Origin of the sequence: Solimonas sp. K1W22B-7 (assembly GCF_003428335.1) — a bacterium.
Classification (GTDB): domain Bacteria; phylum Pseudomonadota; class Gammaproteobacteria; order Nevskiales; family Nevskiaceae; genus Solimonas_A.
Genome location: NZ_CP031704.1, coordinates 643,200 through 668,791 on the forward strand (window position 1 = coordinate 643,200; position 25,592 = coordinate 668,791).

The window sequence follows — 25,592 nt, forward strand, 5'->3', positions numbered from 1 at the left end:
CTGGGCGGACTTGATTCGCTGAATCACATGTTGACGGGCGAACCGATATTCGCCTGAGACAACGCCGACAGTTGCTGTAGGAAAACGCCGCCATCCGTTCGGCGTAGAGGCAGGCCCTGCAAAATCCCCGATGATGTGGGGGCAGGGAGAGCGCTCCGGGGGAGCCCCTGCCATTACGACAGCGGGGGAGAAAGCTCTTGTCACAGGGTAGGGATGAGCCGGCGGGCAATGGCGGACGCGGCCTGTCGCGCCGCAAATTCGTCACGGGCATGGGTTCGGCTGCCGCGCTCGCGGCCTGGGCGCCGCTGTTCCGGCTGACGCCGGCGGATGCTGCCTCCGGTACGCCGCCTCCGGCCTTTCCCGCGGGCATCGACCTCTACCGCCAGGGCTTCGAGAACTGGGCCGGCGACATCCGCGTCGACGCGCTGTGGACCTGCGCGCCGGCGCGTGCGCAGGACGTCGTGGTGCTGGCCAACTGGGCCAAGGCCCAGGGCTGGCGCCTGCGCCCGCGCGGCTCCATGCACAACTGGTCGCCGCTGGCGCTGGAGCCGGGCACGGATTGCGATGCGCGCATCCTGATGGTGGACACTACCCAGCACCTCACCGCGATGGAAATGGTGGCGCCGCTGCCCGAGGCGGCGGTGCGCGTGCAGGCCGGTACGATGCTGGAAGACCTGCTGGGCTTCCTGGAACTCAACGGCTGCGGCCTTGCGGCTTCGCCGGCGCCGGGGGACGTCACCGTCGGCGGCATGCTGGCGATCGGCTGCCATGGCACCGGCGTGCCGGCGCCGGGCGAAACGCGCAAGCCGGGGCATACCTTCGGCACGCTGAGCAATCTCGTCGTCAGCATCACGGCGGTGGTCTGGGACGAGGGCAGCGACAGCTACAAGCTGCGCACGCTGCCGCGCTCGCATCCGCACTGCAAGGCGCTGATGACCCACCTGGGCCGCAGCTTCGTCACCGAGGTGGTGCTGCGTGCGGGCGCCAATGTCAACCTGCGCTGCCAGAGCTTCATGAACATCCCGGCCAGCGAGATGTTTGGCGCGCCGGGCAGCGGCGGGCGCACGCTGGCGAGCTTCGTCGAGCAGTCCGGCCGCGTCGAGGCGATCCTGTTCCCGTTCACGCAGAATCCCTGGCTCAAGGTCTGGACCGTGAGCCCGACCAAGCCCTTGCTGTCGCGCAAGGTCTCGAAGCCCTACAGCTACATCTTCGCCGACTCGATCCCGCGGCTGGTGTCCGACCTTGCCGACCAGGTGATGAGCGGCATCGGCGCGGCCACGCCAGTCTTCGCCAACGCGGAATACCTGGTCAGCAGTGCGGGCCTGCTGGCGACGCTGTCGCAGGACATCTGGGGCCCGTCGAAGAACCTGATGCTGTACGTCAAGCCGACCACGCTGCGCGTGACCGCCAACGGCTACGCCATCCTGACCTCGCGCGCCAACATCCAGCGCGTGGTATCGGAGTTCAACACCAAGTACCAGGCGATGATGAAGGCCTGGCAGGCGCGCGGCCTCTACCCGGTCAACGGCCCGGTGGAGATCCGCGTCACCGGCCTGGATCATCCGGAGCATGTCGGCATCCCGGGCGCCGAGTCGCCGGCGCTGTCGGCGGTGCGTCCGCGCGCCGATCATCCCGAGTGGGACGTGGCGGTGTGGCTGGACCTGCTGACCTTCCCCGGCACGCCCAACGCCAACGAGTTCTTCCGCGAGTTCGAGCTGTGGGCCTTCGCGCACTTCAGCGGCAACTACGCCTCGATGCGCGTGGAATGGTCCAAGGGCTGGGGCTATGGCAGCGAGAAGGCCTGGACCGATCCGGTGGTGCTGGGCCAGCACATCCCGCAGGGCTTCCGCGCGGCGGCGGGCCCAGGCGAGAACTGGGACTGGGCGCTGCAGCGGCTCGACAAGTTCGATCCGCACCGCATCTTCAGCAGTCCGATGCTGGATCGGCTGATGCCGGCCTGACATCGCTTCAAGGTTCCATCGAGCGGTACGGGGAGGCGCCAAGGATGGCGCCTCCTTTTTGTTTGAGAGGCCAAGCTTGATATGCAGGAGCGAGCTTGCCCGCGAGCAAGCTCGCTCCTGCACCGCCAGGCCTGCTGCCCCTACGCCGCTTCCAGCAACACCACGCTGCCCTGCCCACCATCGGCACAGATGCTGACGATGGCCAGCGTGCCGCCGGGCATCGCGGCCAGTTCCTTCACCGCCTGGCTGAGGATGCGCGCGCCGGTGGCGCCGAAGGGGTGGCCGATGGCGACGCTGCCGCCGTTGGGGTTGACGCGCTCACGCGGGAAGCTGCCCAGGTCGGCGGTCACGCCGGCGCGGTCCTTGAGGAAGGCCTGGTCTTCCATCGCCTTGATGTGGAACAGCACCTGCGCGGAGAAGGCTTCGTGGATCTCCCAGAGGCCGACGTCGCTGTACTTCAGGCCGCGGCGTGCCAGCAGGCGCGGGATCGCGAAGGCCGGCGCCATCAGCAGGCCCTCGTGGCGGAAGTCGATGGCGGCGATCTCCCAGTCCAGCAGCTTCACGCGCGGAGTGTTGGCCGGCAGCTTGCCCAGGCCCGCTTCGGTGCCGACCCAGATCGCGGCGGCGCCGTCGGTCAGCGGCGAGGAGTTGCCGGCGCTGAGCGTGCCCTGGCCGCTCTTGCGGTCGAAGGCCGGCGGCAGCTTGCCGAGTTTCTCCAGTGTGGTGTCCTTGCGCGGGATGCCGTCACGCTTCATCTCGCCGACCGGGATCACCAGGTCGTCGAAGAAGCCGCGCTCCCAGGCGGCCACCGAGTTCTTGTGGCTGGCCAGGGCGCTTTCGTCCTGCGCGGCGCGCGGGATCTGCCATTCCTTGGCGGTGATCTCGGTGTGCTCGCCCATGCTCTTGCCGGTGGTGCGGTTGGTCACCGCCGGAATGTAGAGGCCGACGTCGGCCAGCTTGAGGCTGGCGATGTGCTGCAGCTTCTCGCCGGGGGTCTTGGTCTTCTGGAACTTGCGCAGCCAGTCCGACAGGGTCTGGCCCAGGCCGATCTGCACGCGGCTCATGCTCTCGACGCCGCCGACCAGGGCGAGCTGGCGGCTGCTGTCGTTGAGCATGCCGGCGGCCTCGATGGCGCCGATCATGCTGGTGGAGCAGGCCATGATGGTGGAGAAGGCGGTGATCGTGGCCGGCGCGCCGGCTTCCATCAGCACCTCGCGGGCGAGATTGCTCCAGGTGAGGTTGGGCACCACGCTGCCCCAGACGGCGAAGTCGGGCGTGGCGCCGCCGAGGCGCTGCAGCATGGCCTGCACGACGGGTACGGACAGGCCGATGGCGTCGTGCGGCGCCAGGGCACCGTCGACCTTGGCGAAGGGCGTGCGGACACCGGAGGCGATCCAGGCTTGCGGATGGGAAGCGGACGGGCTCATGAGGTTCTTCCTTGTGGTTCGCGTGGGGGAATCAGCGGCTGCCGCGCAGGCCGCGCAAGGCGGACCGGCCCAGCAGGACGAAGGCGACCAGCAGCAGGCCCTGGGCGATCATGAAGCCCGGCGACTTGTCCGTGGGCGCCAGCGCGTTCAGCGCCGGAATCTTCTGCAGAGCCTGCACCACGGCGACGAAGGCGTCCAGGTAGATGGCGATTGCCAGCGTGGCGCCATAGACCGTCAGCCAGCGGCCGGCCAGGCCCTTGCCCCAGCGGGCGATCACGGTCGCGGTCAGCAGGATCAGCGACAGGATGCCGAAGGCATGCGAGGGCAGGAACTTGACGAAGGGGAACATGAACCCGGTGATGCTGGTGGCCAGCAGCAGCACGATGGCGTGGGTGGCCAGCACGGGCACGTCGCGGCCCCGGGACCAGAGGATGAGCAAGGCAATGCCGTCGGCCAGCGCGATGAGGCTGATGACGACGTGGATGAGCGTGAAGGTCTGGAGATCGAACATGACAGGCTCCCTGGTGAGTGGTGTAGGTGGCGATCAGGACACTACCGCGTTGCGGTAGCGCGCGGCAGGTTGAGACAGCGACAGGTTCGGGCCCAGGGCCAGGCGCTGGGCGGTGTAGGCGTTCCAGTCGGCGGCGTCGGGCAGCGAGGGGATGGTGACGGTTTCGCCCAGGTCCAGGCCGGCCAGCGCTGCGTCGACCATGTCGCCCACGTCCATCACCATCTCCGGCGGCAGCGATTCGGCGGACATGCCGGAGTGCTCCCAGATCGGCGTGCGCGTCACGCCGGGCAGCACCGCCTGCACGCGCACGCCGCGCGGCGCCAGCTCCTGGGCCAGCGCCTGGCTCAGGGTCAGCAGGTAGGCCTTGGTGGCGGCATAGACGCCGTTGAAGCGTTCCGGCAGCAAGGATGTGACCGAGCCGATGTTGACGATGGCGCCGTGGCCCTGCGCGGCGAAGGCTTCGGCCGCGGCCAGCGCCAGGCGTGTGGCGGCGACGCTGTTGAGCTGGATCATCGCCACGAGCTTGTCCGGATCCGACGCCAGCAGCGGGCCGTTGACGGCGACGCCGGCGTTGTTGACCAGCAGGGCGATGCGCTCGTCGCCGCGCAGCTGGGTTTCGACGGCGGCGAGGTCTTCGCCCTGCGTCAGGTCGGCGATCACGGTCTCGACGCGCACGCCGGTCTCCTGCCGCAGGCGCAGGGCCAGGGCTTCGAGGCGCGGACGGTCGCGGGCCACCAGCACCAGGTCGTGGCCGCGACGGGCGAGCCGCTCGGCATAGGTGGCGCCGATGCCGGAGGAGGCGCCGGTGATCAGGGCGGTGTTGGCTTGCTTGCTGCTGTTCATGATGGATTCCTGGGAAGTGAGCTGAGGGGCTTCAACGCGGCAGCGCGGCCAGCAACTCGGCCGTGGTCAGCACCGCGTGGGCATAGGAAGGGGCGTTGATCTCGTGTGCGGCGTGCATCGCCTCGGCGCTGAAGGCGGCAGTGGCGTCGCGCACCAGGGTGACGTGGTAGCCCAGCTCGTTGGCGAAACGACCGGTGCATTCGATGCAGGTATTGGCGATCAGGCCCACCAGGATCACGTGGCTGATGCGGCGCTGCTTGAGCAGCATGTCCAGGTCGGTGTTGGCGAAGCCGCTGGCGCCCCAGTGCTCCTTCACCACGGTGTCACCGGGCTGCGGCGCGAAGTCCGGGTGCCAGTCCCCGCCCCAGCTGCCCTTGGCGAAGACCTGCACTTTCGACGCGCCGAGCTGGTAGGGCGTGGGGTGATCCCAGTTGGCGAAGTCGCCAGGCTCGGCGCGGTGATGCGGCACGATGAACACCGGGATGGCGGCGCCGCGGACCGCGGCGGTGACGGCGCGCAGCTTGTCGTGCAGGCCGACCGCGTTGGCCACCTCGGCGACGCGCGGCCACAGCTTGCCGCCCTCGGAGAGGAAATCGTTGTAGGGATCGACGAACAGAAGGGCGGTGCGGCCGGCGTCGTAGGAGGCGTTGGTGGTGGTCATGGCGGCTTCCCCGGATCAGGATTTGATGAAGTCCAGCAGGTCGGCGTTGAAGCGGTCCTGGTGGGTGACGGTCAGGCCGTGGTCTGCGCCCTTGTAGACCTTGAGCGTGGAGTTCTTGACGATCTTGGCGGCCATCAGCGCGGAGGCGCCGATCGGCACGATCTGATCGTCGTCGCCGTGGATGAACAGGGTGGGTACGTCGATCTTCTTCAGGTCGGGCGTGTAGTCGACCTCGGAGAATTCGTGGATGCAGTCGAGCTGGCCCTTGATGCCGCCCATCATGCCCTGCAGCCAGAACGACTCACGCACGCCTTCGGAGACTTTGGCGCCCGGACGGTTGTAGCCGTAGAACGGCATCGTCAGGTCGCGGAAGAACTGCGAGCGGTCGTCGTAGGTGCCCTTGCGGATGCCGTCGAAGACTTCCAGCGGCAGGCCGCCCGGGTTGGCGGCGGTCTTGAGCATCAGCGGCGGTACGGCGCCAACCAGGACGACCTTGGCGACGCGCTTGGTGCCATGACGGCCCATGTAGTGGGTGATCTCGCCGCCGCCGGTGGAGTGGCCGACCAGGATCAGCTCCTTCAGGTCCAGGGTCTCGATGAGGGTGTTCAGGTCGTCGGCGTAGCAGTCCATGTGGTTGCCGTCCCAGGTCTGGTCGGAACGGCCGTGGCTGCGGCGGTCATGGGCGATCACGCGGTAGCCCTGCCGGCCGAGGAACACCATCTGGGCGTCCCAGGCGTCGGCCGTCAGCGGCCAGCCGTGGCTGAACAGCACCGGCTGGCCTTTGCCCCAGTCCTTGTAGAAGATGCGGGCGCCGTCCTGGGCGGTGACATAGCCGCTGCCCTGGGTGCCAGCCTTGGTCGAGGTGTTGTTGCTCATGTCGCTGCTCCCTGCGTTGGATGGCGGGACGCGGTGTCCGGCCTGGGCACAGATTGCGCGGCGGGCGTCCGCGGCGGAATCGCCGTGGCTGCAAGCTGCCTTTGCAGAAATGCAAGGATGGGTGTCCGGGGAGCGCCGGAAAGCCCTAGACTGGGCTGTCGTCTTGCACAAAAGCAGGGACTTGGGACCGGGGAGGGGCACCGCATGGGGACATCCGCACTGGACTGGAACGACATTCCGCTGCTGCTGGCGCTGGCCCGGGCTGGCAGCATGAGTGCCGCCGCACGCGAGTTGGGGGTGGACGTGTCCACCATCAGCCGCCGCGTCGCGGTGGTGGAGGCGGCGATGGGCACGCGCCTGTTCATCCGCAGCAATCGCGGCTATGAGCCGACCAGCGCCGGGGCAGTGTTCATCGAGCGTGCCGGGCGCGTGGCCGGAGAGGTGCAGGCCCTGCAGGCGGAAACCCGCGCCGAGAGCGAGGGGATCAGCGGCACGGTGCGGCTCACGGCCGTGGATGCGCTGTTCGATCATTGGCTGGTGGTGCGGTTGCCACAACTGCTGCGGCGCCATCCGGGCCTGGACCTGCAACTGGTCCCTGACGATCACAACCTGTCGTTCACGCGACGCGAGGCGGATTTTGCCTTGCGGGTGGCGCAGCCGACGCAGGACGCGGCGCTGCTGATGCGCAAGGTCGCCAATGCCGGCTTCGCGGTCTATGGCGTGCCGGCGCTGGCTGACAGCCCGCGCGACCAGTGGAGCGCGCAGCCCTGGCTCGGCTACGGCGACGAGCTGGCGGGACTGCCGGAGTCAAAATGGCTGGCGCAGTTGCAGCCGCCACCGAGGCGCGTGGTGGGGGTGAACAGCGTGTCGACGCTGATCACAGCCTGCGAGGCGGGCATGGGCTTGGCGCTGCTGCCCTGCGTTTTCGCCGACACGCGCACGGCCCTGCGGCGCGTCGGTACGGCGCCGGAGCTGCAGCGCGAGATCTGGCTGTTGAGCCATCGCGATGCCGCGCATATCCGGCGCTTCCGTGCCGTTGCCGACTGGCTGGCGGAACAGTTCGAGGAAGACGCGGCGCGTTTCGCGGGCCAGGGCCCGTCAACACTACGGCAATCGAGGCCCTGAGCGCGCGGGGCGGGGATTGGGTATGGTGGTGGGCGCCGAGCGTCGCCGAGCGCCAAACCAAGTGCCCTGCTGTCGCCGCCATGCCCGCCCTATCTCCCGCCAGCTCCAATCACCTGCTCGCTGCCTTGCCGCCGGAGGTGCTGGCCCGCCTGCAGCCGCAGTTGAAGCAGGTGTCGCTGGCGCGGGGGCAGGTGCTGTACGAGTCCGGCGACAGCCTGGACTACGTCCACTTTCCGATCGACTGCATCGTGTCGCTGCTCTATACCCTGGAGAACGGCGGTGCGGCGGAGATCGCGGTGGTGGGCAACGAGGGCCTGGTCGGCGTGGCGCTGTTCATGGGCGGCGAGAGCACGCCCAGCCGCGCGCTGGTGCGTGGCGCCGGAACGGCCTGGCGCCTGGAAGGGCAGCGCCTCAAGGACGAGTTCAACCGCCACGGCGAAATGCTGTTGCTGATGCTGCGCTACACGCAGACGCTGATCATGCAGATGGCGCAGACGGCGGCCTGCAACCGCCATCACTCGGTGGACCAGCAGCTGTGCCGCTGGCTGCTGCTGACGCTGGACCGCCAGCCGGGCAACCAGCTCGCCGTCACCCAGGAAATGATCGCCAACATGCTCGGTGTGCGCCGCGAGGGCGTGACCGATGCGGCGGGAAAGCTGCAGAACCTTGGCGTGATCGAGTACCGCCGCGGCAAGATCACGGTGCTGGACCGGCCGCGGCTGGAGCGGCATAGCTGCGAGTGCTATGCCGTGGTCAGGAAGGAGACCGAGCGCCTGCTCGCCTGATCCGCGGGATCAGGCGACCGGGTAGTGCCGGGCGAAGAATTCCTTCACCTGGCGGTCGGATTCCTCGCGGCTGTAGCGATGGCGCAGCTGCACCAGCCCGGCCAGGACGTGGAAGTTGCCGCCCACGGTCGCCAGTTCCTCGAGGTGCAGCTTCGGCCAGGTCGTGCGGGCTTCCACGATCAGCGTTTTCCACTTTTTCTTGACCGCCAGGGCTTCGGCCAGGGCGCTGGCCTTGAGCTGGCCGCGGCTCGGGAAGGCGGGGGTGATGCCGGCGGTCTTGGGGGTTTCTTCGGGATTCATCGTCATTGTCCTGTGGTGCCGCCGGGGGATTCACCGCGCTTCCAGCGATCGAGAAAGCCCTGCACCTGCGTTTCGGCGGTGTAGCGGGAGAGTTCGTAGCGCTGCTGCACGAGTTGGGTCAGCTTCTGCAGATGGCCTTCGCAGCGCAGCAGTTCGTCTTCGCCGAGGCGGCGCCAGAGCTGGCGGGCGTCGCTGACCTGGTCCTTCCATGGACCCTTGACCACCCTGGCGGGTCGGTCGGGCTGGGGCGCGTGCGGTGCGGCGGGATCGTTCATGCCGTCCTCTGTCGGCCGCGGCCCGCGATTCGCGGGTTGCGCAAGCTCGATGCAAGAGCGGAACAATAGCCCCGGGGCGTAGCGGCCGTCGGTGCGCTAGCGCACTTAGCCAGTGCTGCGGATCAGTGACGGCTGGCGCTGGCGCGGGCGGTGCCGATGCCGCCCGGACCGCTGGGCAGGCTGCGCCAGATCTCCTGGCCGGCGCGGTCGAAGCGGCGCACGGTCTCGACGAAGGCGTGGCGCGCCTCGGCATCCACCAGCGGCGCCGGCAGCAACGGGTCGTAGACCACGTGGCGGATGGCGTTGCTGCCCAGCAGATAGGACTCGCGTGCGGCGGCTTCGGGTTCCAGCTTGTCGGCGCGCGTCAGCCACTCCTCGAGCTGCGTGCGCAGCTTGCGGTAGCCGGCATTGAGCGCCTTGCCGTCCCAGAGCTTGCGGATGGCGGCCTCGCGCGCGGCATCGAATTCTGCGGCGACGAATACCGGCGCCTGCTTTTCCAGGCCCAGGGTGTGCAGGCGGCGGCGCACGGCGTCGACGCTGTCCTCGATGTTGTCCGGGCGCAGGTACAGGCCGCCATCCAGTTCCTGGAACCCCAGCATCGCCAGCGCACGGGTGCGGCGGCGCAGGGCGACGCGGTCGCTGCGGCCCAGCCCGGCGCAGTGCACCGCCAGCCAGCCGCCATGCCAGGGCCGCATGCGCTGCTCGGCGCTGCGCCAGGTGGCGACGTCGTCGGCCAGCTCGTGGGCGCTGGCGCTGAGGCGGTAGCTGCCGCGCTCGGTGGCCTCGATCAGGCCGTCGGCGGACAGGCGCACCAGGGCCACGCGCACGCTGTTGGCGCTGATGCCGAACAGCGCGCAGGCGGCGATGGCCTCGCGTGCGGACAGCGGCTGGCCTTCGGCGGCGAGCAGCAGGCCCAGGATCAGGCGTCTTGGCTTGGGGATCATGCGCGCATGGTAAGGCAGGATTTGCCAGCAGCAGTAACATTACATAGACTTTCATCAATTGTCATACAGAGTAATAAATCATGAACGAAGTCCTGGTGGAGCGGCGCCCGCCGCTGCTGTGGGTGACGATCAACCGTCCGCAGGCGCGCAACGCCGTGGACGGCGTGACGGCGGCGCAGCTGGCGGAGGCCTTCCGCGCCTTCGACGCCGACCCGGAGCTGTCGGTGGCGATCCTGTCCGGCACCGGCGAGCACTTCTGCGCCGGCGCGGACCTGAAGGCCGTGGCCGGCGGCGATCCGGCGCGCGCCAACCGCATCGACACGCAGGGCGATGGCCCGATGGGTCCCTCGCGCATGCAGCTGGGAAAGCCGGTGATTGCGGCGGTGTCGGGCTACTGCGTCGCCGGCGGCATCGAGCTGGCGCTGTGGTGCGACCTGCGCGTGGCCGACGAGACGGCGGTGTTCGGCGTGTTCTGCCGCCGCTTCGGCGTGCCGCTGATCGACGGCGGCACGGTGCGCCTGCCGCGCGCCATCGGCATGAGCCGCGCGCTGGACATGATCCTCACGGGCCGGCCGGTGGACGCGCAGGAAGCCTTGTCCTTCGGCCTGGCCAACCGCGTGGTGCCGGCGGGGCAGGCGCGGGCCGAGGCGGAGACGCTGGCGCTGCAGCTGGCAGCCTTCCCGCAGCAGTGCATGCGCGGCGATCGCCGTAGCGCCCATGAGCAGTGGGGCATGGCCGAGGATGCGGCCATCGCCAACGAGTTTGCGCATGGGCTCAAGACATTGGGCAGTGGCGAGACGGTGGCGGGAGCGACGCGCTTCAGCGGTGGCGTGGGGCGCGGCGGGAAGTTCTGAAAACCTTGTGGAGAGATCAATGGACACGCTGAAAACGATGACCTATGCCGTCACCGGCCGCATCGCGCGCATCACGCTCAACCGCCCGGCGCGCGGCAACGGCATCACCATGGACCTGCCGCGCGAGCTGGCGGAGTGCGTGGAGCGCGCCAACATCGATCCCGCCATTCACGTCATCGCGCTGTCGGGTAATGGCACCGGCTTCTGCGGCGGCTACGACCTGGTCGACAGCGCCGAGAGCATGGCGATCGGCGAGGAGAGTGCGCATCGCCCGAAGGGCTCGGTGCTGGACCCGCGCGTGCAGATGCAGAACCACGTGCCGGGCTCGCAGTGGGACCCGATGGTCGACTACGCCATGATGAGCCGCAACGTGAAAGGCTTCATGAGCCTGTTCCACAGCGAGAAGCCGGTGGTCTGCAAGGTTCATGGCTTCTGCGTCGCCGGCGGTACCGACATGGCCTTGTGCTCGGACCTGCTGGTGATCGCCGACGATGCCAAGATCGGCTACCCGCCGGCGCGCGTCTGGGGCTCGCCCACCACTTCGATCTGGTTCCACCGCATCGGCCTGGAAAAGTCCAAGCGCCTGCTGTTCACCGGCGACTGCCTGTCGGGCAAGGAAGCGAAGGAATGGGGCCTGGCGATCGAGTCGGCACCGCCGGACAAACTGGACGAGCGCTTCGAGATCCTGCTGGAGCGCATCGCGCGCATGCCGGTGAACCAACTGGTGATGATGAAGCTGCTGCTCAACCAGAGCGTGGCCGCGCAGGGCCTGCATACCACCCAGATCCTCGGCACGGTGTTCGACGGCATCACCCGTCACACGAAGGAGGGCTATGCCTTCCAGCAGCGGGCGGCGGAGGCCGGGTTCCGGACGGCGGTCAGGGAACGGGATGAGCCGTTCGGGGACTTTGGGCTGTCCACGCACAAAGGCTGACCCCAGCCTCAAATCACCCGAATGTGGGGCGAATCCGGCATCGCCGGCCGGCTAACTTGAGGCAGTGAGCCAACCGCCTGTCCCATTCCGCTTCGAGTTCCCGCCCGCCGCGGTGGCGGAACTGCGCCAGCGCCTGGCCCGGACGCGCTGGCCGGACGAACTGGAGGGCGAGGACAGCGCCGCCGGCCTGCCGCTGGACCAGGCCCGCGCCCTGGTGGAGTACTGGCGCGAAGGCTTCGACTTCGCCGCCGCCGAGGCGCGGCTCAACCGCTATCCGCAGTACCGCATCGACATCGACGGCCTGGACCTGCATTACGTCCACATCCGTTCGCCGCATGCCCATGCACGGCCGCTGCTGATGACCCATGGCTGGCCCGGCTCGGTGCTGGAGTTCTTCGAGGCCGCTCCGCGGCTGACCGAACCGGAGCGTTACGGCGGCGATGCCGCCGACGCCTTCCATCTCGTGCTGCCGTCGCTGCAGGGCTACGGTGGCTCACCGCCGGCGCGCAAGCCCGGCATGAGCCCGCGCCAGATCGGGCGGCGCCAAGCGCGGCTGATGCAGGAGCTGGGCTACGAGCGCTATGTGCTGCAGGGCGGCGACTGGGGCTCGGTGGTCTCGCATTACATCGCCGTGGACGATGCCCGGCATGTCGACGGCCTGCACCTGAACATGGTCACTTTCGCACCGCCGCGCGACCTGGCGGCGGCGATGAAGCAGGTGCGCCCGCAGGAGCTGGCCTGGCTGGCAGCGGCCGAAGCGCACCGCCGCGACGGCATGGGCTACTACCGCCAGCAGAGCACGCGCCCGCAGACCCTGGCCTATGCGCTGACCGATTCGCCCGCCGGCTGGTGTGCCTGGATCGGCGAGAAGTACGGCGGCTGGAGCGACGGCGCCACGGTGGACCGCGACACGCTGCTGACGCAGGTCTCGCTGTACTGGTTCACCGACAGCATCGCTTCCGGAATCCGCCTCTACCGCGAGTTCGCCCAGAGCCTGCAGCGCAAGGAGCCGCCGGGCAAGGTGACGGTGCCGACCGGCTTCGCCTGCTACCCCAACGAGATCGTGCGCATGCCGCGCGCCTGGTGCGAAGCCGCCTACCCGCTGATCCACTGGAGCGAGCCGCCGCGCGGCGGTCACTTTGCCGCGCTGGAACAGCCGCGACTGTTTGCCGAAGACCTGTGGGCCTATGCGCGGAAGCTGCGCGCCCACGAACAAGAACGATGATGGAGGAGTCACCCATGTCCAGCCTGCAACTCGACCCCTACGACCACCAGTTCCACTGGGACCCGTATCCCACCTACAAGGCCCTGCGCGAGCAGGACCCGGTGCACTACAACGAGAAGCTGGACCTGTGGTTCCTGACCAAGTGGGATGACGTGTTCGGCGCCTTCCGCGACTTCAAGAGCTTCATCAACACCGGCGCCACCTCGCTGGAGAAGGGCTCGACCGAGGCGCTGCCCTACCCGATGTTCATCTTCAGCGATCCGCCCGAGCACACGCGCGTGCGCAACCTGTTCATGCCGCTGATGACGCCCACCGCGGTGCAGGCGCTGGAGCAGTACATCCGCGACAAGACCGTGCGCCTGCTGGAGCCGAAGCTGAAAGCCGGGAAGCTCGACTTCGTCGACGACCTAGGCTGCTTCCTGCCGATGGACGTCATCTCCGCGCTCACCAGCGTGCCGGCCGAGGACCAGGACAAGGTGCGCGGCTGGGCCGACGACCTGATCGCGCGCGAGGACAAGCAGCACTCGCTGTCGGAGCGCAACATCAGCGGCTTCATCAACATGGCCACCTACTTCGAGACGCACTCGGCCAGGTACGAGGCCGCCGGCAACGCCGAGGGCATGGTCGAGATCATGCTGCGCGCCGAGAAGGCCGGCAGCATGAACCGCAAGCAGACCGTGGGCACGCTGATCCTGCTGGCCATCGCCGGCAACGAGACCACCACCAAGCTGATCGGCAACATGGCCTACCGCCTGTGGCAGCACAAGGACCAGCGCGAGCTGCTGCGGCGCGATCCCTCGCTGGTGGTCAACGCGGTGGAGGAGACGCTGCGCTTCGACGGCTCCTCGCAGATCATCGTGCGCCGCGCCGGCAAGGACGTGACGCTGCGCGGCAAGACCATCCCGGAGGGTGCGCGCGTCGGCCTGTGCATCATCTCGGCCAACCGCGACGCCGACAAGTACAAGGATCCGGACCGCTACGACATCACCCGCGGCGCCCGTGATCACATGGCCTTCGGCATGGGCATCCACGCCTGCCTGGGCTCGGCCCTGGCGCGGCTGGAGGCCAAGGTGGTGTTCGAGGAGATCATCAAGCGCATCCCGGATTACGAAATCGACGAATCGGGACTCAGGCGCGCCCACAACCCCAATGTCCGCGGCTTCACCCACGTGCCGGCAAGCTTCCCGGTGCGCTAAGCTTTGCCTGCGGGCCTTGGGACCCGCGGCAAATCTGGGGAACACATGCGTCACATCCTGCTCGGGGCCATCCTCGCCGCCATGGCGACGCCCGCGCTGTCGACCAAGGCCTGCGAGGAGCTCGGCGCCGAGATTTCGGCCAAGATCGAGTCCAAGGGGATCCGCAGCTACTCGCTCAAGCTGGTGCCGGCCGCGCAGGTCGGCGAGCAGACCGTGGTGGGCAGCTGCGAAAGCGGCGCCATGAAACTGGTGTACCGTCGGCGCTGAGCCGCCGCACGGCGATTCGCGGCGGTATGCGGTGATAAGGGGAGTGTCGACATGAAGCGCATCATCCTGGCGGGCCTGCTGGTCCTGCCCGCCCTGGCCGCGGCGGCCAAGCCCTGCGACGAGCTCAAGGGCGAGATCGCGGCGCAGCTCGACGGCAAGGGCGTCAAGGCCTACGCCCTGGAAGTGGTCCCCGCCGCACAGGCCGGGAGCGGCAAGGTCATCGGCAGCTGCGACGCCGGCGCCAGCCGCATCGTCTACAAGCGCACGCAAAGCCTCTGAGTTTGACGCGGGGCGCAGGCCCGGCCGCGCCGCTATGCTGGGCGCATGAATCCTGAGGACAAGAAGCCGGCTGCGGCCGGCCCGGTGCTGTCGGTGCGCGCACTGCAGAAGCGCTACGGCGAGCTGCTGGCGGTGGACGGCGTGTCCTTCGAGGTGGGGCGCGGCGAGATCGTCGGCCTGCTCGGCCCCAACGGCGCCGGCAAGACCACCACCATCAACATGGTCCTGGGCGTGCTGGAGCCCAGCGCCGGGCAGGTGCTGGTGGACGGCATCGACGTGGCCCGGCGCCGCGAGGCGGCCCTGGCACGCACCAACTTCGCGGCGGTCTACGCGCCGTTGCCGGGCAATCTCACGGTCTGGCAGAACCTGCGCTATTTCGGATTGATCTATGGCGTGCGCGATCTCAAGGCGCGCATCGAGGTTCTGCTGCGGCAGTTCTCGCTGGAGCGCTTCCGCGACACCCGCTGCGGCCTGTTGTCTTCCGGTGAGCAGACCCGCGTCTGCCTGGCCAAGGCCATGCTCAACGCACCGCCGCTGCTGCTGCTGGACGAACCCACCGCCTCGCTGGACCCCGCCACCGCGCAGGACATCCGCGGGCTGATCCGTGCGCTGGCCACCGAGGGCGGCGGTGGCATCCTGTGGACCTCGCACAACATGGGCGAGGTGGAGGAGGTCTGCGACCGCGTGCTGCTGATGTCGCGCGGCCGCCTGTTGCTGCAGGGCGATCCGAAGACGCTGCCGCGGGAGCACGGTGCGGAGTCGCTGGAAGACCTGTTCATCCGTGTGGCGCGCGAGCCGCTGCAGTTCGGAGGTGGCCGATGAAATGGCGTGCCGTGGCCGGTGTGGTACTGCGCCAGGTGTACCTGATGCGCAGCAGCCCCACGCGCGTGCTGCCGATGTTCGCCTGGGTGGCGATCGACATCGTGCTCTGGGGTTTCATCACGCGCTATCTCAACAGCGTCAGCGCCGCCGGCATCGATTTCGTGCCGCAGCTGCTGGGTGCGGTGCTGCTCTGGGATTTCTTCGGCCGCGTGATGCAGGGTGTGACCACCGCGTTCTTCGAGGACCTGTGGTCGCGCAACTTCCTCAACGTCTTCGCCACGCCGCTGACGATCTCGGAGTATGTCACCGGCCTGGTGCTGACCAGCACCGCCGCCAGCCTGATCGGCCTGCTGGTGATGCTGACGCTGGCCAGCGCCGGCTTCGGCCTGTCGTTCTTCGCCTACGGCATCCTGCTGCTGCCCTTCCTGCTGGTGCTGTTCCTGTTCGGCATCGCCCTGGGCATCGTCGCCAGCGCCATCGTGCTGCGCTACGGCCCCGCCTCGGAATGGCTGGTATGGCCGATGCCGGCGCTGCTGTCACCCTTCGCCGGTGTGTTCTACCCGCTGGCGACGCTGCCGGAATGGATGCAGGCGATCGGCCGCCTGATGCCGCCGTCCTATGTCTTCGAGGGCATGCGGGCGGTGGTGGCGGGGCAGGGCGTGTCCTGGCCGCTGCTGCTGGGCGGGCTGGCACTGGCCATGGCGCAGGTGCTGGCCGCGGGCTGGGTGTTCGCGCGGGTGCACCGGCATGCGGTGCGCAGCGGGCTGCTGGCGCGCTACAGCGCGGAGAGCGTCAGTTGAAACATGCAACCAAAAAGTTGCATTTATAGTTCTGTTGTGGCTGAATCATGCAACAAGGAGGTTGCACATGACTGAATCCACCGATCGTATCGAGAAGCAGGTCCTGCTCAAGGCCACGCGCGAGCGGGTCTGGCGTGCGGTAAGCCATGCGCCGGAATTCGGCCAGTGGTTCGGCGTGGATTTCAGCGCCGTGAGCTTCGCGGTGGGCGCCCAGGCCAGCGGCCATATCACCCATCCCGGCTACGAGCACCTGCTGATGACCGTGACGGTGGAGAGCATCGAGCCGCAGCGGCGCATCGCCTGGCGCTGGCATCCCAACGCCATCGAGCCGGGTCGAGACTACAGCGCCGAGCCGACCACGCTGATCGAGTTCGTGCTGGAGGATGCGCCGGGCGGCATCCTGCTGAAGGTCACGGAGTCGGGCTTCGACCGTATCCCCCTGCCGCGCCGCCGCGAGGCTTATCGCGGCAACGAGGAAGGCTGGACCGAGCAGATGAACCGCATCGACGCCTGGCTCGATGGCCGCCTCTAGACGCAGTGTCGCCGTGGCTGCTGCCGCGCCGCTGTTCGCGGCGCTGGGCGATCCCACGCGCCTGCGGCTGGTGCAGCGGCTCAGCGAAGGCGAGGCGGTGTCGATCGCGGGGCTGACCGGGGGCAGCGGCATGACGCGGCAGGCGGTGACCAGGCATTTGCGCGTGCTGTCCGAAGCGGGGCTGGTGAACAGCCTGCGGGTCGGGCGCGAGCATGTCTGGGAACTGGATCGCTACCGGATCGAGGCGGCAAGGGCTTGCCTGGACGATCTGTCGGCGCAGTGGGATCGGTCGCTGGCGCGGCTGAAGGGCCTTGTCGAAGGCGAGTAGCCGCAGCATGCCCATGCAGGAGCGAGCAAGCTCGCTCCTGCATGAAAGGCTTCCGGGTCTCTGGTCCCCGCTACATCTTCCTCTGCAACATCCCGATCAGCCGCTGCTTCGTCGGAATCACCCACTGCTGCTTGAGCTGCGCCGACAGCAGGCCGGCGTCTTCGAGTTCGTCGCAGAGGTGCATCTGGTGCGCCAGGTCGAAGAGGTCGAGCTGGTAGGTGAACAGGCCGTCGTCGCCCACGGTGATGAAGGACACGCCCGGCGTCTGGTAGTGGCTGCCGTCGGCGCGTTGTCCGGGGCCGCGGTTCCACCAGTGGGTGATGATCTGGTTGCCATGCGTGGTATAGCGCTCGATCGGGAAGCTCCAGCCCTCCCAGCCCACCATCATGTCGCGGCCGTAGTGCGTCGCGCGGATCTCGTCGCGGTTCCTGGCGTAGACGCGCATGGTGCCGGCGTATTCGCAGAGGTACTCGCAGTGCGGCGCGTAGAACTCGTCGGCGATCCAGGCCCATTCGTTGCGTCGCGCGGCCTCGACGAAGGCGTCCTGCATCGCGCGGGCACGCGCTTCCACCTGCTGCGGGCTGATGGCCATGGGCTCTCTCCTCGAATGGTTGTGGGCGCATCCTGCGCCGGTCGGGGAGGGTGGGCCTCACCCGATCGGGCGAGCGGCTGGCCGGGGTCGCGGGCAAGGGTTAAAGTCCGGCGCATGCCCATGCAGAAGATCACCGCTGCGGCGAACCCCGACGCCTATGTCGCCGCCCTCGACGGCTGGCGGCGTGACCTGGTCGTGAAGCTGCGCAAGGCCGTGCTCGGGGCGGCGGAGCTGGAAGAGGTCGTGAAGTGGGGCCACCTGGTGTACTTCTCGAACGGTCCGGTGCTGCTGATCCGGGCAGAGGCCGGGCGCGTGCTGTTCGGTTTCTGGCGCGGCAAGCGGCTCACCGCCCTCGAGCCGCGGCTCAAGCCGGGCGGCAAGTACGAGCTGGCGACCATGGACCTTCGCGAGGGCATGACCGTGATGGCGACGGTGGCGCGGCGCCTCACGGAAGAGGCGGTGTCGCTGAACCAGTCGCTGGGCAACCCGGCCGTCCCGGCCCAGAAAACCAGAAAGACATGACCACCATTTTCGAACGCATCATCGCCGGCGAACTGCCCGCCAGCTTCGTGCACCAGGACGAGCGCTGCGTCGCCTTCATGGACATCAACCCGATCACCCGCGGCCACGTGCTGGTGGTGCCGCGCCGCCCGGTGCCCACGCTGGACCTGCTCGATGCCCTGAGCCGCGTGCATCTGTGGGAGACGGTGCAGCGCATCGGCCGCGCGCAGCGCGAGGGCCTGGGCAGCCGGGCGCAGCACCTGCTGGTGAATGACGGCAAGGCGGCCAGCCAGACGGTGCCGCACGTGCACATCCACGTGATCCCGCGCTATGGCGGCGACACGCTGCACACGCTGGCACGGCTGACCTGGCACATCACCACGATCACCCTGCCGCGGCGCGAAACGCCGCAGCGGCGCGGGCAGCTGGAGGCCGCGGCCGCGGCGATCCGCGACGCGCTGCAGGCGCGTTAGGGCCTCGGGGCTACTCGCCCTTGATCGACAGCGCCAGCTGGTGGCGCAGGGCGCTGGCGAGGCTGGCGGCGCCGGGGTCGCCGTCCAGCACCTTGAGGACGTCGGCGACATGCTCGCGCGCCACCGCATTGATGAGGTCCGGTTCGCGGCTCTGCGCGAGCAGGCCCATCACGAGGCCCTCAAGGACGGTCAGGCGGGCGTGGAGCTGGTCGGCAATCATCGATATCTCGTTGTAGTTAAGAGGCGCGAGGCCCTCGGACCCCGTTGGGCACCCGGGGTTCCCTGGCGGGGCCGGCCCCAGCTAGCGCCCCGGGTCTTCCGGCGGCGGATCGCGGCGCAGCTGGTCCATGCGACGCTGCGCTTCCTCGGCACGCGCCTCGTCCAGCAGGCGCTGCTCGCGCGTGCGGCCGAAGCGCGCGCGGTTTTCCGCCGCCTGCTGGTCGGCGGCTTCGCGCGCCTTCTGCTTGCGCACCTTGTTGAGGTTCACGACCTTGGCCATGGGCCGATCATACCCGCGATCCGATAGGCAATCTGCCCGGTCGCGCGCGGCCCCTACGCCGGGTGTCGGCGGCGTCTGACAAGGGCTATGGCGATGTCCCGGCTGTTGTTGCAGGGGTGAGGGGCCAAAATCGTCACAGGTCTGAAATATTACGAACGCCATGTCCGATCTCTCGCCGGTACTGATTCCGACTCGCCCCTCCAGCCAGTGGCCGGTGGGCGCGCGCCTGCGCTTCCTGCCCGATGCGGAACTGAACCCGCGCCACGACCAGCTGCGCGGCAAGCCGGTGCTGGTGCTGGGCGAGATGCAGCTGATCGGCCCCTCGGAAGGGCGCTATTCGTGGCGGCAGCAGATCCTGTCGCTGAGCACCTGCAGGGTTGGTTGGGCGCGGCCGGACCAATTGGGTCTGCCGCTGGATGGGGAGGACGCCGAGACCTACTAGGCTCGGCGGGCGTCAAAAAAGGGGCCACTTGGGTGGCCCCTTTTCTTTTGCTGCAGGCCCGGCGCCGTCACGCCGGACCCGGTCTGCGGGACGCGGCGGGATCAGGGGAGCGCTTCGACCTGGGCGGCGAAGCCTTCGATGCCCTTCAGGAAGTGGCGGTTGTCCTCGTCCCAGGGATGGAAGCCCGGGCGGAAGTAATCGAACCAGGCGCCGATGCGCTTGCGCAGGAAGCCGACGCGGCCGAAGCCGTGATCGAGGAACTGGCCCCAGCCGCGGGCATCGGCCAGGCGGCCTTCGCTGCGCAGCACCGCGAGGTAGGCCGGGAAGATCAGCGCCCAGAACACCGCCGTGGCCACGACCAGGCCGCCGGCGCGTTCGACATAGGCACGCGGGCCACGGCCCATCACGCTTTCCCAGACGTCGAAGGCCACCGACTTGTGCTCGGTCTCCTCCAGCGCATGCCAGTACCACAGCGCGCCGAAGCGCGGGTCGGCCTTGGCCAGCACTTCCGGCTGCTTGAGCAGGCCGTCGGCCAGGATCGCGGTGAAATGCTCCAGCGCGATGGTGGCGGACAGCTGCGCCGATTTTGGCGTGTAGCGCTGCACGCCGCCGAGGATCGCGGCGATCAGGCGCTCGAAGCGCGCGGCCGCGGGAACGCGGGCGAACAGCGCCTCGTTGTATTCCTCGTGCTCGCGGCCATGCATGGCTTCCTGGCCGATGAAGGCGGTGACGGCCTTCTTCAGCTCCGGATCGGTGATGCGGTCGCGGTAGTTGCGCACGCTCTGGATGAAGAAGCGCTCGCCCACCGGGAACACGATCGACAGCGTGTTCATGAACTGCGAGATGTGGACGCTGCCGTCGTTCCAGTCGGAAATCTTCTCGGCCGGCAGCTTGAAGTGGAGATCGCGCCGGATCGGCAGGATCGGCGACTTCTGGCGGCTGGCGGTCTTCTGCTTGCTCATCGTTATGCTCCATCGGGGCGACGAACCCCGGAAGAGGTATACAATCGTCTACGTCAAAGGTAGACGACTGTAGACATCGATGTCAACGCGCGATGTAACAGTTTTTATTGGTTCAGCGGATAAACGTCTGACATGAAAAAGGATTCCGGCAGGGAAAGCTCGCGGGCGAAAGCGCCGCCGCCGCTCGTCAGCGGCCGCCAGCGCCTGATGGAAGCGGCCCTGCAGCTGGCCGCCACCACCCGCAGCCTGGCCTCGCTGGGCCTGCGCGAGGTGGCGCGCCAGGCCGGCCTGAATCCCAACACCTTCTACCGCCATTTCAATGACTTCGACGAGCTGGGGCTGGCGGTGATCGACCAGCTCAGCGGGCTGCTGCGCGAGGGCCTGCGGGAGCGGCGGCGCAAGCCGGCCGAGGCGGGCCTGAAGCTGGCCGACGCGAAGAACCCGGGCGAGGCCCTGGCCAAGGCCCAGGACGTGGTGCGGCAATCGGTGGCCCTGGTGCTGGATTTCGTCACCGAGCACCGCACCGCCTACGTGGTGGGCATCCGCGAGATGCACGGCAGTTCGCCGGTGCTGCGCAAGGCCCTGCGCAAGGTGCTGGACGACATCGGCGAGGACATGACCGAGGACGTGCTCGGGGCCCTCAAGCTGCCGCTGCTGACGCGGGACGACGTGGCCGAGATCTCGCAGCTGGTGGTCCGGCAGATGACCTTCTTCTCGCTCGACTACCTCGAGCATCCCGAGCAACGCGAGCAGATCCGCCGCCAGGCGGAGCGCTTCATCCTGCTGCTGTTCTGGGGCGCCATCGCCGCCAAGGCGCCCCAGGAACTGGGGGCTTCGGGGCTACGCTTCCCGGCCTGAGCTGGGATCGCCCTGTAGCCCGGTTTCGCGTAGCGAAGCCGGGGGCGGACCCGGGCGGCGCTTCCCGGCTTCGCTACGCGAAACCGGGCTACAGGGATTCGGGCTTCTGCCCATCGCCGGGAGGCGCAGGAATCTTCAGAGCAGCAGCGAGAACACCGCGTCCAGCAGGGTGCGGTGATGCACCGCGACGATGCCCAGCATGGTGACCACCATGCCGGTGGACACGAAGCCGTCCGGCAGGCCGTAGTGCATCGCGGGGTTCTCCACCGGCTCCTGGCCCTTGCGGCGGGCGGCGCTGCGGCGGTGGCGGCTGTCGACCGTCACCACGGCCTCGGCGGAGATGCGGCCGCGGCGGCGGGCGGGGGTCTGGGTTGCTGCAGTGGCTGCGAGGCTCATATACTGTTTACCTGACAAGTACTGTTCAAGTGAACAGTAGTCGTTCCGAGCCGAGGATGCAAGCCCCGATGGCCAATTTGACGCCACGCCAGACCGAAATCCTGCGTTTCATCGAACAGCGCCTGCGTGACGAGGGGTATCCCCCGTCCCAGCGCGACATCGCCGAGCACTTCGGCTTTGCCCAGAACGCGGCGCGCGACCACCTGCAGGCGCTGGTGCGCAAGGGCGAGATCGAGATCGCCCCCAACGACGCCCGTGCCATCCGCCTGCTGCGCGAGGCCACGCCGGCCGGCCTGCCGCTGCTGGGGCGCATCGCCGCCGGCGCGCCGATCACCGCGCCGTCCAACGCCGAGCACTGGATGGAGATCGACCCCGGCCTGTTCCAGCCGCGTGCCGACTTCCTGCACCGCGTGGACGGCGACTCGATGATCGACGCCGGCATCCTGCCGGGCGACCTGGTGGGCATCCACGCCCAGGGCGAGGCCGAGAACGGCCAGATCGTGGCCGCCTGCCTCTACGAGCCGCGCGGTGGCTACGAACGCATCACCCTGAAGCGCTATCGCCGCAAGGGCAGCGTGGTGACGCTGCACGCCGAGAACCCGCGCTACGAGCCGATCGTGATCGACCTGGCGCAGCCGGCGGAAGACCAGGAGGCGGCACCGTTCCGTATCGCCGGGATCATGGGCGGCCTGCTGCGCACCGGCGCGCCGCGCTGAGCCCTCAGTACGCCTGGTACAGCCGCGCCTGCAGGCCTTCCAGGGCGAACCAGATCACCACGACGTTGCCGTAGCTGTCCATCGCGACGGAGGGCGGGGCCGTGATACGCACCTCATCGCTGCCGGAAGGGGTGACGGAGGTCTTGCCGCCCTGCGCCGCGCCGGCGGCGGAATAGCGCTGCAGGTCGATCTCCGAGGGCACGCAGCAGGAGTTGCCGGGTGAGCCGGCCCAGGCGACCACGGCGTCGCCGTCCGGATCCAGCGCCACGTCGAGCGCCTCGTGGATGCTGACGCCGCCGCCGGGCCCCGCATTGACCTGGAAGGCGGCGCCCTGGCCCAGGCCCGCGGCGGAGTAGCGCCGCGCCCAGACGTCGTAGCCGCTGCTGTAGTTGCTGCTGATGCGGTGCAGGACATGCCAGCCGATCAGGTAGTTGCCGGCGTGGTCCATCGCCACCACCGGCTGATAGGCCACCAGCGGCAGGGTCGGGTTGATGCGCGTCTTCAGCCCTGCGGGCAGGCCGCTGGCCTTGTAGCGCTGCGCGTAGATCACATTGTTGGTCAGCGCGGTCTTGTCCTCCCAGACCACCACGAAGTTGCCCTGCGCATCCATCGCCGCCTGCGGGGCATAGGCGTTGTAGGTGCCGAGCAGCGGCGTCGGGTTGGTGAGGCTGGAGGTGACCAGGATGTTGCCGGCGCCGCCGCTGCCGTCGAGCGCGTAGCGTCTGGCGTGCACGGTGCTGTAACCGAGCGCGAAGGTCCCCTCCGAAACACCGGGGATCGGGCCGTAGATCTGCACGAAGTCGTTCCACACCACCACGAAGCGGCCGTCCGGGGCCATCGCCACGGAGTGGTAGCCGGCGCCCTGCGTCAGCCGCGCCACCTGCAGCAGGGCGCTGCGCGGCGCGCCGCCGGCGTCGAAGCTGCGCGCGTAGATCAGGGTGGCGCTGTCGACCGGATCGAAGGCGCGCCAGGCCACGACGTAGTCGCCCGCCGCGCTCATCGCCAGGGCCGGTGCATGCGCGCTGGGCTGGCTCGCCGGCGTGACCTGGAACTGCGGGCCCTGCGGCGTGCCGTCGGCGTAGTAGCGCCGCGCGCTGATGTAGGGCTCCTGCCAGACCGCCAGGAAATTGCCGGCGGCGTCGCGCGCGACCTGTGGCGCGGAGCCTCCCTGGGTGGTGATGGTGAACTGCGGCCCCAGCGGATCGCCCGGCGCGGCCTGGGCCTGGGCCTGTCCCGCTCCCAGCATCGTGGCGGCGACGGCGACACCCGCGATCCAGCGCTGCATCAGCATGGCCTTCTCCCCTGGGCGATCCTGGCCGCGCCAATATAGGCTCTCGGCCTGCACTATGCTTGGCGCAGCCGTTTGCCACGAAAGGTTCCACCGATGAAATCCTCCCGCGCCCTGTTCGGCGCGCTGCTGCTGGCCCTGCTGGCGCTGCCCGCGCAGGCCGAGCCCACCCAGGCCCCGCCCTGGTCGCTGAAGACGCCCGAGGGCAAGACGGTGAACTATCCGGCCGATGCCAGGGGCCAGCCCACGGTGCTGCTGTTCTGGCCGTCCTGGTGCCCCTTCAGCCGCGCGCTGCAGCCCTACGTGCAGGCGATCTGGGAGGACTACCGCGGCGCCGGCGTGAACGTCTGGACCATCAACATCAAGGAAGACCGCGGCGGCGATCCGGTGCAGGCGATGAAGGACCGCGGCCTGAGCTTTCCGCTGCTGCTCAACGGCGATCCGCTGGTCGCCAGCTACGGCATCGTGCGCACGCCCTGGTTCGTGGTGATCGACGGCAAGGGCCGCATCGCCTACACGCGTCCCGACAACGTGCCTTCGCCGATCGACGTGGCGAAGAAGGCGCGCGAAACGCTCAACGGCCTGCTCGGCGATCGCGCCGTGCCGCTGCCCGGGAGCTATCCGCCGCCCTATGACCTGCACCTGCGCAAGCCCGGCGGGCCGCAGTCCTCGCGGCTGGAGTCGGCGGCAGCACCCGACAGCGACTGGCGTCCCTGGGCCGAGCGCTACCTCGCCGCCGTGCCGGCGGACGAGGCGGTGGCCGGCATGGCGCCGCGCGGGCCGGTGGCCGACGGCAAGGCGGCGATCGGCATCGCGCGCGAGCTGTGGACGCAGGCCTGGGGCGCGGAGCAGACCGCGATCCAGGCACCCTACCGCTCCTATCGCAAGAACAACCGCTGGCTGGTGCTGGGCAATGCCAAGTCCGGCCGGCTGGGCCAGGGCTGGGTGCTGGTGATCGAGGCCGACAGCGGCAAGCTGGTCCGCCTGTCGCAAGGCGCCAAGGCGCCTTGAGGCGAGCCGCCGCGCCGCCGCAGGCGCTGTTGCCGCCGCCGCCGGGGCCGCTGCGCAAGCTGGAGCGCGCGTTCTACGACCGCGACGCGCAGCTGGTCGCACGCGAGCTGCTCGGGCGCTATCTCGTGCATCGCGTCGATGGCGTCGAGCGCATCGGACGCATCGTCGAAACCGAGGCCTACCTGGGGCCGCATGACCTGGCGGCGCATTCCTCGCGCGGGCTCACGCCGCGCACGCGCGTGATGTTCGGGCCGCCCGGACATGCCTACGTGTATCTCATCTACGGCATGCACCATTGCGTCAACGTCGTCACCGAGCCCGAGGGGACGGCCTCCGCCGTACTGCTGCGGGCGCTGGAGCCGGTGAAAAACCTGGAAGGGCGCACGCAGGGGCCGGGGCTGCTGTGCAAGGCCATGGGCCTGGACCTGCGGCACAACGGCGCCGACCTGCTGGGCGACGAGCTGTACGTGGCGGAGTCGCAGCCGCTGCCGGCGATCCGCATCGTGCGCCGGCCGCGCGTCGGCGTGGACTACGCCGGGCACTGGGCGCGGCGCCTGCTGCGCTTCTACATCAAGGACAACCGCTGGGTGTCGAAACCCTAGGTCGGCCAGGGGTTCTCACGCACCCAGGCCAGTTTTGCGGGCCGTCGCCGCTTCTTCAGGGCCGCCTCGGCCTTGAGCGCCGCGCTGCGGTTCTCGCAGGCCAGGGCCGCCAGCACGCGCAGCGGCGGATTGATGCGGGTGAAGGCCGCGCCGCGGCCGCTGCGGTGCTTCTCGAAGCGCTGCGCCACGTCCGGCGTGACACCGGTGTAGAGGAGGTCGCCGGTGCACTCCAGCATGTAGACGTACCAAGGCGCGGGGGCGGGGGAATCGGGCATGGCGCCATGGTAAGACACCTGAACGCGGGCTG

General features: G+C 68.9%; 35 protein-coding genes. 20 read left to right on the forward strand and 15 right to left on the reverse strand.

The annotated features are described in order from the left end of the window. Positions 1 to 269 precede the first annotated feature (269 nt). Entirely contained in the window at positions 270 to 1,961 is a 1,692-nt protein-coding gene (locus tag D0B54_RS03180) for a cholesterol oxidase substrate-binding domain-containing protein (protein ID WP_117289106.1), read from the forward strand. Positions 1,962 to 2,101: 140 nt separating this feature from the next. Here D0B54_RS03180 and D0B54_RS03185 read toward each other — a convergent pair whose 3' ends face one another. Genes D0B54_RS03185 through D0B54_RS03205 form a run of 5 tightly spaced genes read right to left on the reverse strand, consistent with a single transcriptional unit; the run spans position 2,102 to position 6,279 of the window. After that, positions 2,102 to 3,388: an acetyl-CoA C-acyltransferase gene (locus D0B54_RS03185; RefSeq protein ID WP_117289107.1), complete on the reverse strand. Its 1,287-nt coding sequence runs from the start codon at positions 3,386 to 3,388 to the stop codon at positions 2,102 to 2,104. Positions 3,389 to 3,419: 31 nt separating this feature from the next. After that, positions 3,420 to 3,899 (reverse strand): hypothetical protein, encoded by a 480-nt coding sequence (locus tag D0B54_RS03190; RefSeq protein ID WP_117289109.1) that lies wholly within the window; start codon positions 3,897 to 3,899, stop codon positions 3,420 to 3,422. A gap of 33 nt (positions 3,900 to 3,932) precedes the next feature. Beyond that, positions 3,933 to 4,742, reverse strand: coding sequence for an SDR family NAD(P)-dependent oxidoreductase (locus D0B54_RS03195; RefSeq protein ID WP_117289111.1), 810 nt, complete (start codon positions 4,740 to 4,742; stop codon positions 3,933 to 3,935). 31 nt (positions 4,743 to 4,773) lie between these two features. Further along, positions 4,774 to 5,403, reverse strand: coding sequence for an isochorismatase family cysteine hydrolase (locus D0B54_RS03200; protein WP_117289113.1), 630 nt, complete (start codon positions 5,401 to 5,403; stop codon positions 4,774 to 4,776). 15 nt (positions 5,404 to 5,418) lie between these two features. Continuing rightward, entirely contained in the window at positions 5,419 to 6,279 is an 861-nt protein-coding gene (locus tag D0B54_RS03205; protein ID WP_117289115.1) for an alpha/beta fold hydrolase, read from the reverse strand. Positions 6,280 to 6,483: 204 nt separating this feature from the next. Here D0B54_RS03205 and D0B54_RS03210 point away from each other — a divergent pair, with 204 nt between their 5' ends. Then, positions 6,484 to 7,404: a LysR family transcriptional regulator gene (locus D0B54_RS03210; RefSeq protein WP_117289117.1), complete on the forward strand. Its 921-nt coding sequence runs from the start codon at positions 6,484 to 6,486 to the stop codon at positions 7,402 to 7,404. An 80-nt stretch (positions 7,405 to 7,484) separates the two neighbouring features. After that, on the forward strand, positions 7,485 to 8,189 hold the full coding sequence (locus D0B54_RS03215; protein ID WP_117289119.1) for a Crp/Fnr family transcriptional regulator: 705 nt from the start codon (positions 7,485 to 7,487) through the stop codon (positions 8,187 to 8,189). Between the two features lie 9 nt (positions 8,190 to 8,198). Here D0B54_RS03215 and D0B54_RS03220 read toward each other — a convergent pair whose 3' ends face one another. The 3 genes from D0B54_RS03220 to D0B54_RS03230 all read right to left on the reverse strand — a co-directional run bounded on the left by D0B54_RS03220 (position 8,199) and on the right by D0B54_RS03230 (position 9,708). Then, positions 8,199 to 8,489, reverse strand: a complete 291-nt coding sequence (locus tag D0B54_RS03220; RefSeq protein ID WP_117289120.1) for a hypothetical protein — start codon at positions 8,487 to 8,489, stop codon at positions 8,199 to 8,201. Positions 8,490 to 8,491: 2 nt separating this feature from the next. After that, a complete protein-coding gene (locus tag D0B54_RS03225) occupies positions 8,492 to 8,764 on the reverse strand; it encodes a CsbD family protein (protein ID WP_117289122.1) in 273 nt (90 codons plus the stop codon). A gap of 122 nt (positions 8,765 to 8,886) precedes the next feature. Next, positions 8,887 to 9,708, reverse strand: coding sequence for a PaaX family transcriptional regulator C-terminal domain-containing protein (locus tag D0B54_RS03230; RefSeq protein ID WP_117289124.1), 822 nt, complete (start codon positions 9,706 to 9,708; stop codon positions 8,887 to 8,889). A gap of 80 nt (positions 9,709 to 9,788) precedes the next feature. On the opposite strand from D0B54_RS03230, the gene D0B54_RS03235 reads away from it, so the two are divergent. From D0B54_RS03235 to D0B54_RS03280, 10 genes are all read left to right on the forward strand, one after another. After that, entirely contained in the window at positions 9,789 to 10,562 is a 774-nt protein-coding gene (locus D0B54_RS03235; RefSeq protein ID WP_117289126.1) for a crotonase/enoyl-CoA hydratase family protein, read from the forward strand. Between the two features lie 19 nt (positions 10,563 to 10,581). Then, positions 10,582 to 11,496: a crotonase/enoyl-CoA hydratase family protein gene (locus D0B54_RS03240; protein ID WP_117289128.1), complete on the forward strand. Its 915-nt coding sequence runs from the start codon at positions 10,582 to 10,584 to the stop codon at positions 11,494 to 11,496. Between the two features lie 64 nt (positions 11,497 to 11,560). Next, positions 11,561 to 12,721 carry an epoxide hydrolase family protein gene (locus tag D0B54_RS03245; RefSeq protein WP_117289130.1) on the forward strand — a complete coding sequence of 387 codons (1,161 nt, stop codon included), beginning with the start codon at positions 11,561 to 11,563 and terminating at the stop codon, positions 12,719 to 12,721. Between the two features lie 14 nt (positions 12,722 to 12,735). Next, positions 12,736 to 13,917: a cytochrome P450 gene (locus tag D0B54_RS03250; RefSeq protein WP_162932159.1), complete on the forward strand. Its 1,182-nt coding sequence runs from the start codon at positions 12,736 to 12,738 to the stop codon at positions 13,915 to 13,917. A gap of 45 nt (positions 13,918 to 13,962) precedes the next feature. Further along, entirely contained in the window at positions 13,963 to 14,184 is a 222-nt protein-coding gene (locus D0B54_RS03255) for a DUF1161 domain-containing protein (protein ID WP_117289134.1), read from the forward strand. A 51-nt stretch (positions 14,185 to 14,235) separates the two neighbouring features. After that, positions 14,236 to 14,463, forward strand: coding sequence for a DUF1161 domain-containing protein (locus D0B54_RS03260; RefSeq protein ID WP_117289136.1), 228 nt, complete (start codon positions 14,236 to 14,238; stop codon positions 14,461 to 14,463). A gap of 45 nt (positions 14,464 to 14,508) precedes the next feature. After that, complete coding sequence (locus D0B54_RS03265; RefSeq protein ID WP_117289138.1) at positions 14,509 to 15,285, forward strand: ABC transporter ATP-binding protein; 777 nt, start codon at positions 14,509 to 14,511, stop codon at positions 15,283 to 15,285. Then, entirely contained in the window at positions 15,282 to 16,085 is an 804-nt protein-coding gene (locus D0B54_RS03270; protein WP_117289140.1) for an ABC transporter permease, read from the forward strand. Before D0B54_RS03265 ends, D0B54_RS03270 begins: the two co-directional genes overlap by 4 nt. A gap of 67 nt (positions 16,086 to 16,152) precedes the next feature. Continuing rightward, complete coding sequence (locus D0B54_RS03275) at positions 16,153 to 16,617, forward strand: SRPBCC family protein (protein ID WP_117289142.1); 465 nt, start codon at positions 16,153 to 16,155, stop codon at positions 16,615 to 16,617. Beyond that, positions 16,604 to 16,945: an ArsR/SmtB family transcription factor gene (locus D0B54_RS03280; protein WP_117289144.1), complete on the forward strand. Its 342-nt coding sequence runs from the start codon at positions 16,604 to 16,606 to the stop codon at positions 16,943 to 16,945. The genes D0B54_RS03275 and D0B54_RS03280 overlap by 14 nt, the downstream gene beginning before the upstream one ends. Before the next feature lie 70 nt (positions 16,946 to 17,015). On the opposite strand, the gene D0B54_RS03285 is transcribed toward D0B54_RS03280, so the two are convergent. Further along, positions 17,016 to 17,537, reverse strand: coding sequence for a nuclear transport factor 2 family protein (locus D0B54_RS03285; RefSeq protein WP_117289146.1), 522 nt, complete (start codon positions 17,535 to 17,537; stop codon positions 17,016 to 17,018). A gap of 120 nt (positions 17,538 to 17,657) precedes the next feature. On the opposite strand from D0B54_RS03285, the gene D0B54_RS03290 reads away from it, so the two are divergent. Then, entirely contained in the window at positions 17,658 to 18,059 is a 402-nt protein-coding gene (locus D0B54_RS03290) for a DUF1801 domain-containing protein (RefSeq protein WP_117289148.1), read from the forward strand. Beyond that, the gene (locus D0B54_RS03295) at positions 18,056 to 18,511 is read left to right on the forward strand and encodes an HIT family protein (protein WP_117289149.1); all 456 of its coding nucleotides are present in this window, start codon (positions 18,056 to 18,058) and stop codon (positions 18,509 to 18,511) included. Before D0B54_RS03290 ends, D0B54_RS03295 begins: the two co-directional genes overlap by 4 nt. A gap of 10 nt (positions 18,512 to 18,521) precedes the next feature. Here D0B54_RS03295 and D0B54_RS03300 read toward each other — a convergent pair whose 3' ends face one another. Continuing rightward, complete coding sequence (locus D0B54_RS03300; RefSeq protein ID WP_117289151.1) at positions 18,522 to 18,731, reverse strand: hypothetical protein; 210 nt, start codon at positions 18,729 to 18,731, stop codon at positions 18,522 to 18,524. 81 nt (positions 18,732 to 18,812) lie between these two features. Further along, positions 18,813 to 19,010: a DUF4169 family protein gene (locus D0B54_RS03305; protein WP_117289153.1), complete on the reverse strand. Its 198-nt coding sequence runs from the start codon at positions 19,008 to 19,010 to the stop codon at positions 18,813 to 18,815. A 160-nt stretch (positions 19,011 to 19,170) separates the two neighbouring features. On the opposite strand from D0B54_RS03305, the gene D0B54_RS03310 reads away from it, so the two are divergent. Then, the gene (locus tag D0B54_RS03310; RefSeq protein ID WP_117289155.1) at positions 19,171 to 19,452 is read left to right on the forward strand and encodes a hypothetical protein; all 282 of its coding nucleotides are present in this window, start codon (positions 19,171 to 19,173) and stop codon (positions 19,450 to 19,452) included. 101 nt (positions 19,453 to 19,553) lie between these two features. On the opposite strand, the gene D0B54_RS03315 is transcribed toward D0B54_RS03310, so the two are convergent. Continuing rightward, positions 19,554 to 20,414, reverse strand: a complete 861-nt coding sequence (locus D0B54_RS03315) for a metal-dependent hydrolase (RefSeq protein ID WP_117289157.1) — start codon at positions 20,412 to 20,414, stop codon at positions 19,554 to 19,556. Between the two features lie 132 nt (positions 20,415 to 20,546). Between D0B54_RS03315 and D0B54_RS03320 the strand changes: the two genes are divergently transcribed. Next, the gene (locus D0B54_RS03320; protein ID WP_117289159.1) at positions 20,547 to 21,272 is read left to right on the forward strand and encodes a TetR family transcriptional regulator; all 726 of its coding nucleotides are present in this window, start codon (positions 20,547 to 20,549) and stop codon (positions 21,270 to 21,272) included. A gap of 135 nt (positions 21,273 to 21,407) precedes the next feature. Here the strand turns inward: D0B54_RS03320 and D0B54_RS03325 are convergent, their stop codons facing one another. Further along, positions 21,408 to 21,668, reverse strand: a complete 261-nt coding sequence (locus tag D0B54_RS03325) for a hypothetical protein (RefSeq protein ID WP_117289161.1) — start codon at positions 21,666 to 21,668, stop codon at positions 21,408 to 21,410. Between the two features lie 68 nt (positions 21,669 to 21,736). Here D0B54_RS03325 and lexA point away from each other — a divergent pair, with 68 nt between their 5' ends. Beyond that, positions 21,737 to 22,384, forward strand: coding sequence for a transcriptional repressor LexA (lexA, locus tag D0B54_RS03330; protein WP_117289163.1), 648 nt, complete (start codon positions 21,737 to 21,739; stop codon positions 22,382 to 22,384). A 4-nt stretch (positions 22,385 to 22,388) separates the two neighbouring features. Here the strand turns inward: lexA and D0B54_RS03335 are convergent, their stop codons facing one another. Continuing rightward, on the reverse strand, positions 22,389 to 23,675 hold the full coding sequence (locus D0B54_RS03335) for a hypothetical protein (protein ID WP_117289165.1): 1,287 nt from the start codon (positions 23,673 to 23,675) through the stop codon (positions 22,389 to 22,391). A 93-nt stretch (positions 23,676 to 23,768) separates the two neighbouring features. Here D0B54_RS03335 and D0B54_RS03340 point away from each other — a divergent pair, with 93 nt between their 5' ends. Continuing rightward, a complete protein-coding gene (locus D0B54_RS03340) occupies positions 23,769 to 24,683 on the forward strand; it encodes a peroxiredoxin family protein (protein ID WP_117289167.1) in 915 nt (304 codons plus the stop codon). Positions 24,684 to 24,733: 50 nt separating this feature from the next. Beyond that, positions 24,734 to 25,285 carry a DNA-3-methyladenine glycosylase gene (locus D0B54_RS03345; RefSeq protein ID WP_117295014.1) on the forward strand — a complete coding sequence of 184 codons (552 nt, stop codon included), beginning with the start codon at positions 24,734 to 24,736 and terminating at the stop codon, positions 25,283 to 25,285. Here D0B54_RS03345 and D0B54_RS03350 read toward each other — a convergent pair. Next, positions 25,282 to 25,560 (reverse strand): GIY-YIG nuclease family protein, encoded by a 279-nt coding sequence (locus D0B54_RS03350; protein ID WP_117289169.1) that lies wholly within the window; start codon positions 25,558 to 25,560, stop codon positions 25,282 to 25,284. The two genes, D0B54_RS03345 and D0B54_RS03350, sit on opposite strands and share 4 nt — an antisense overlap. Positions 25,561 to 25,592 lie beyond the last annotated feature (32 nt).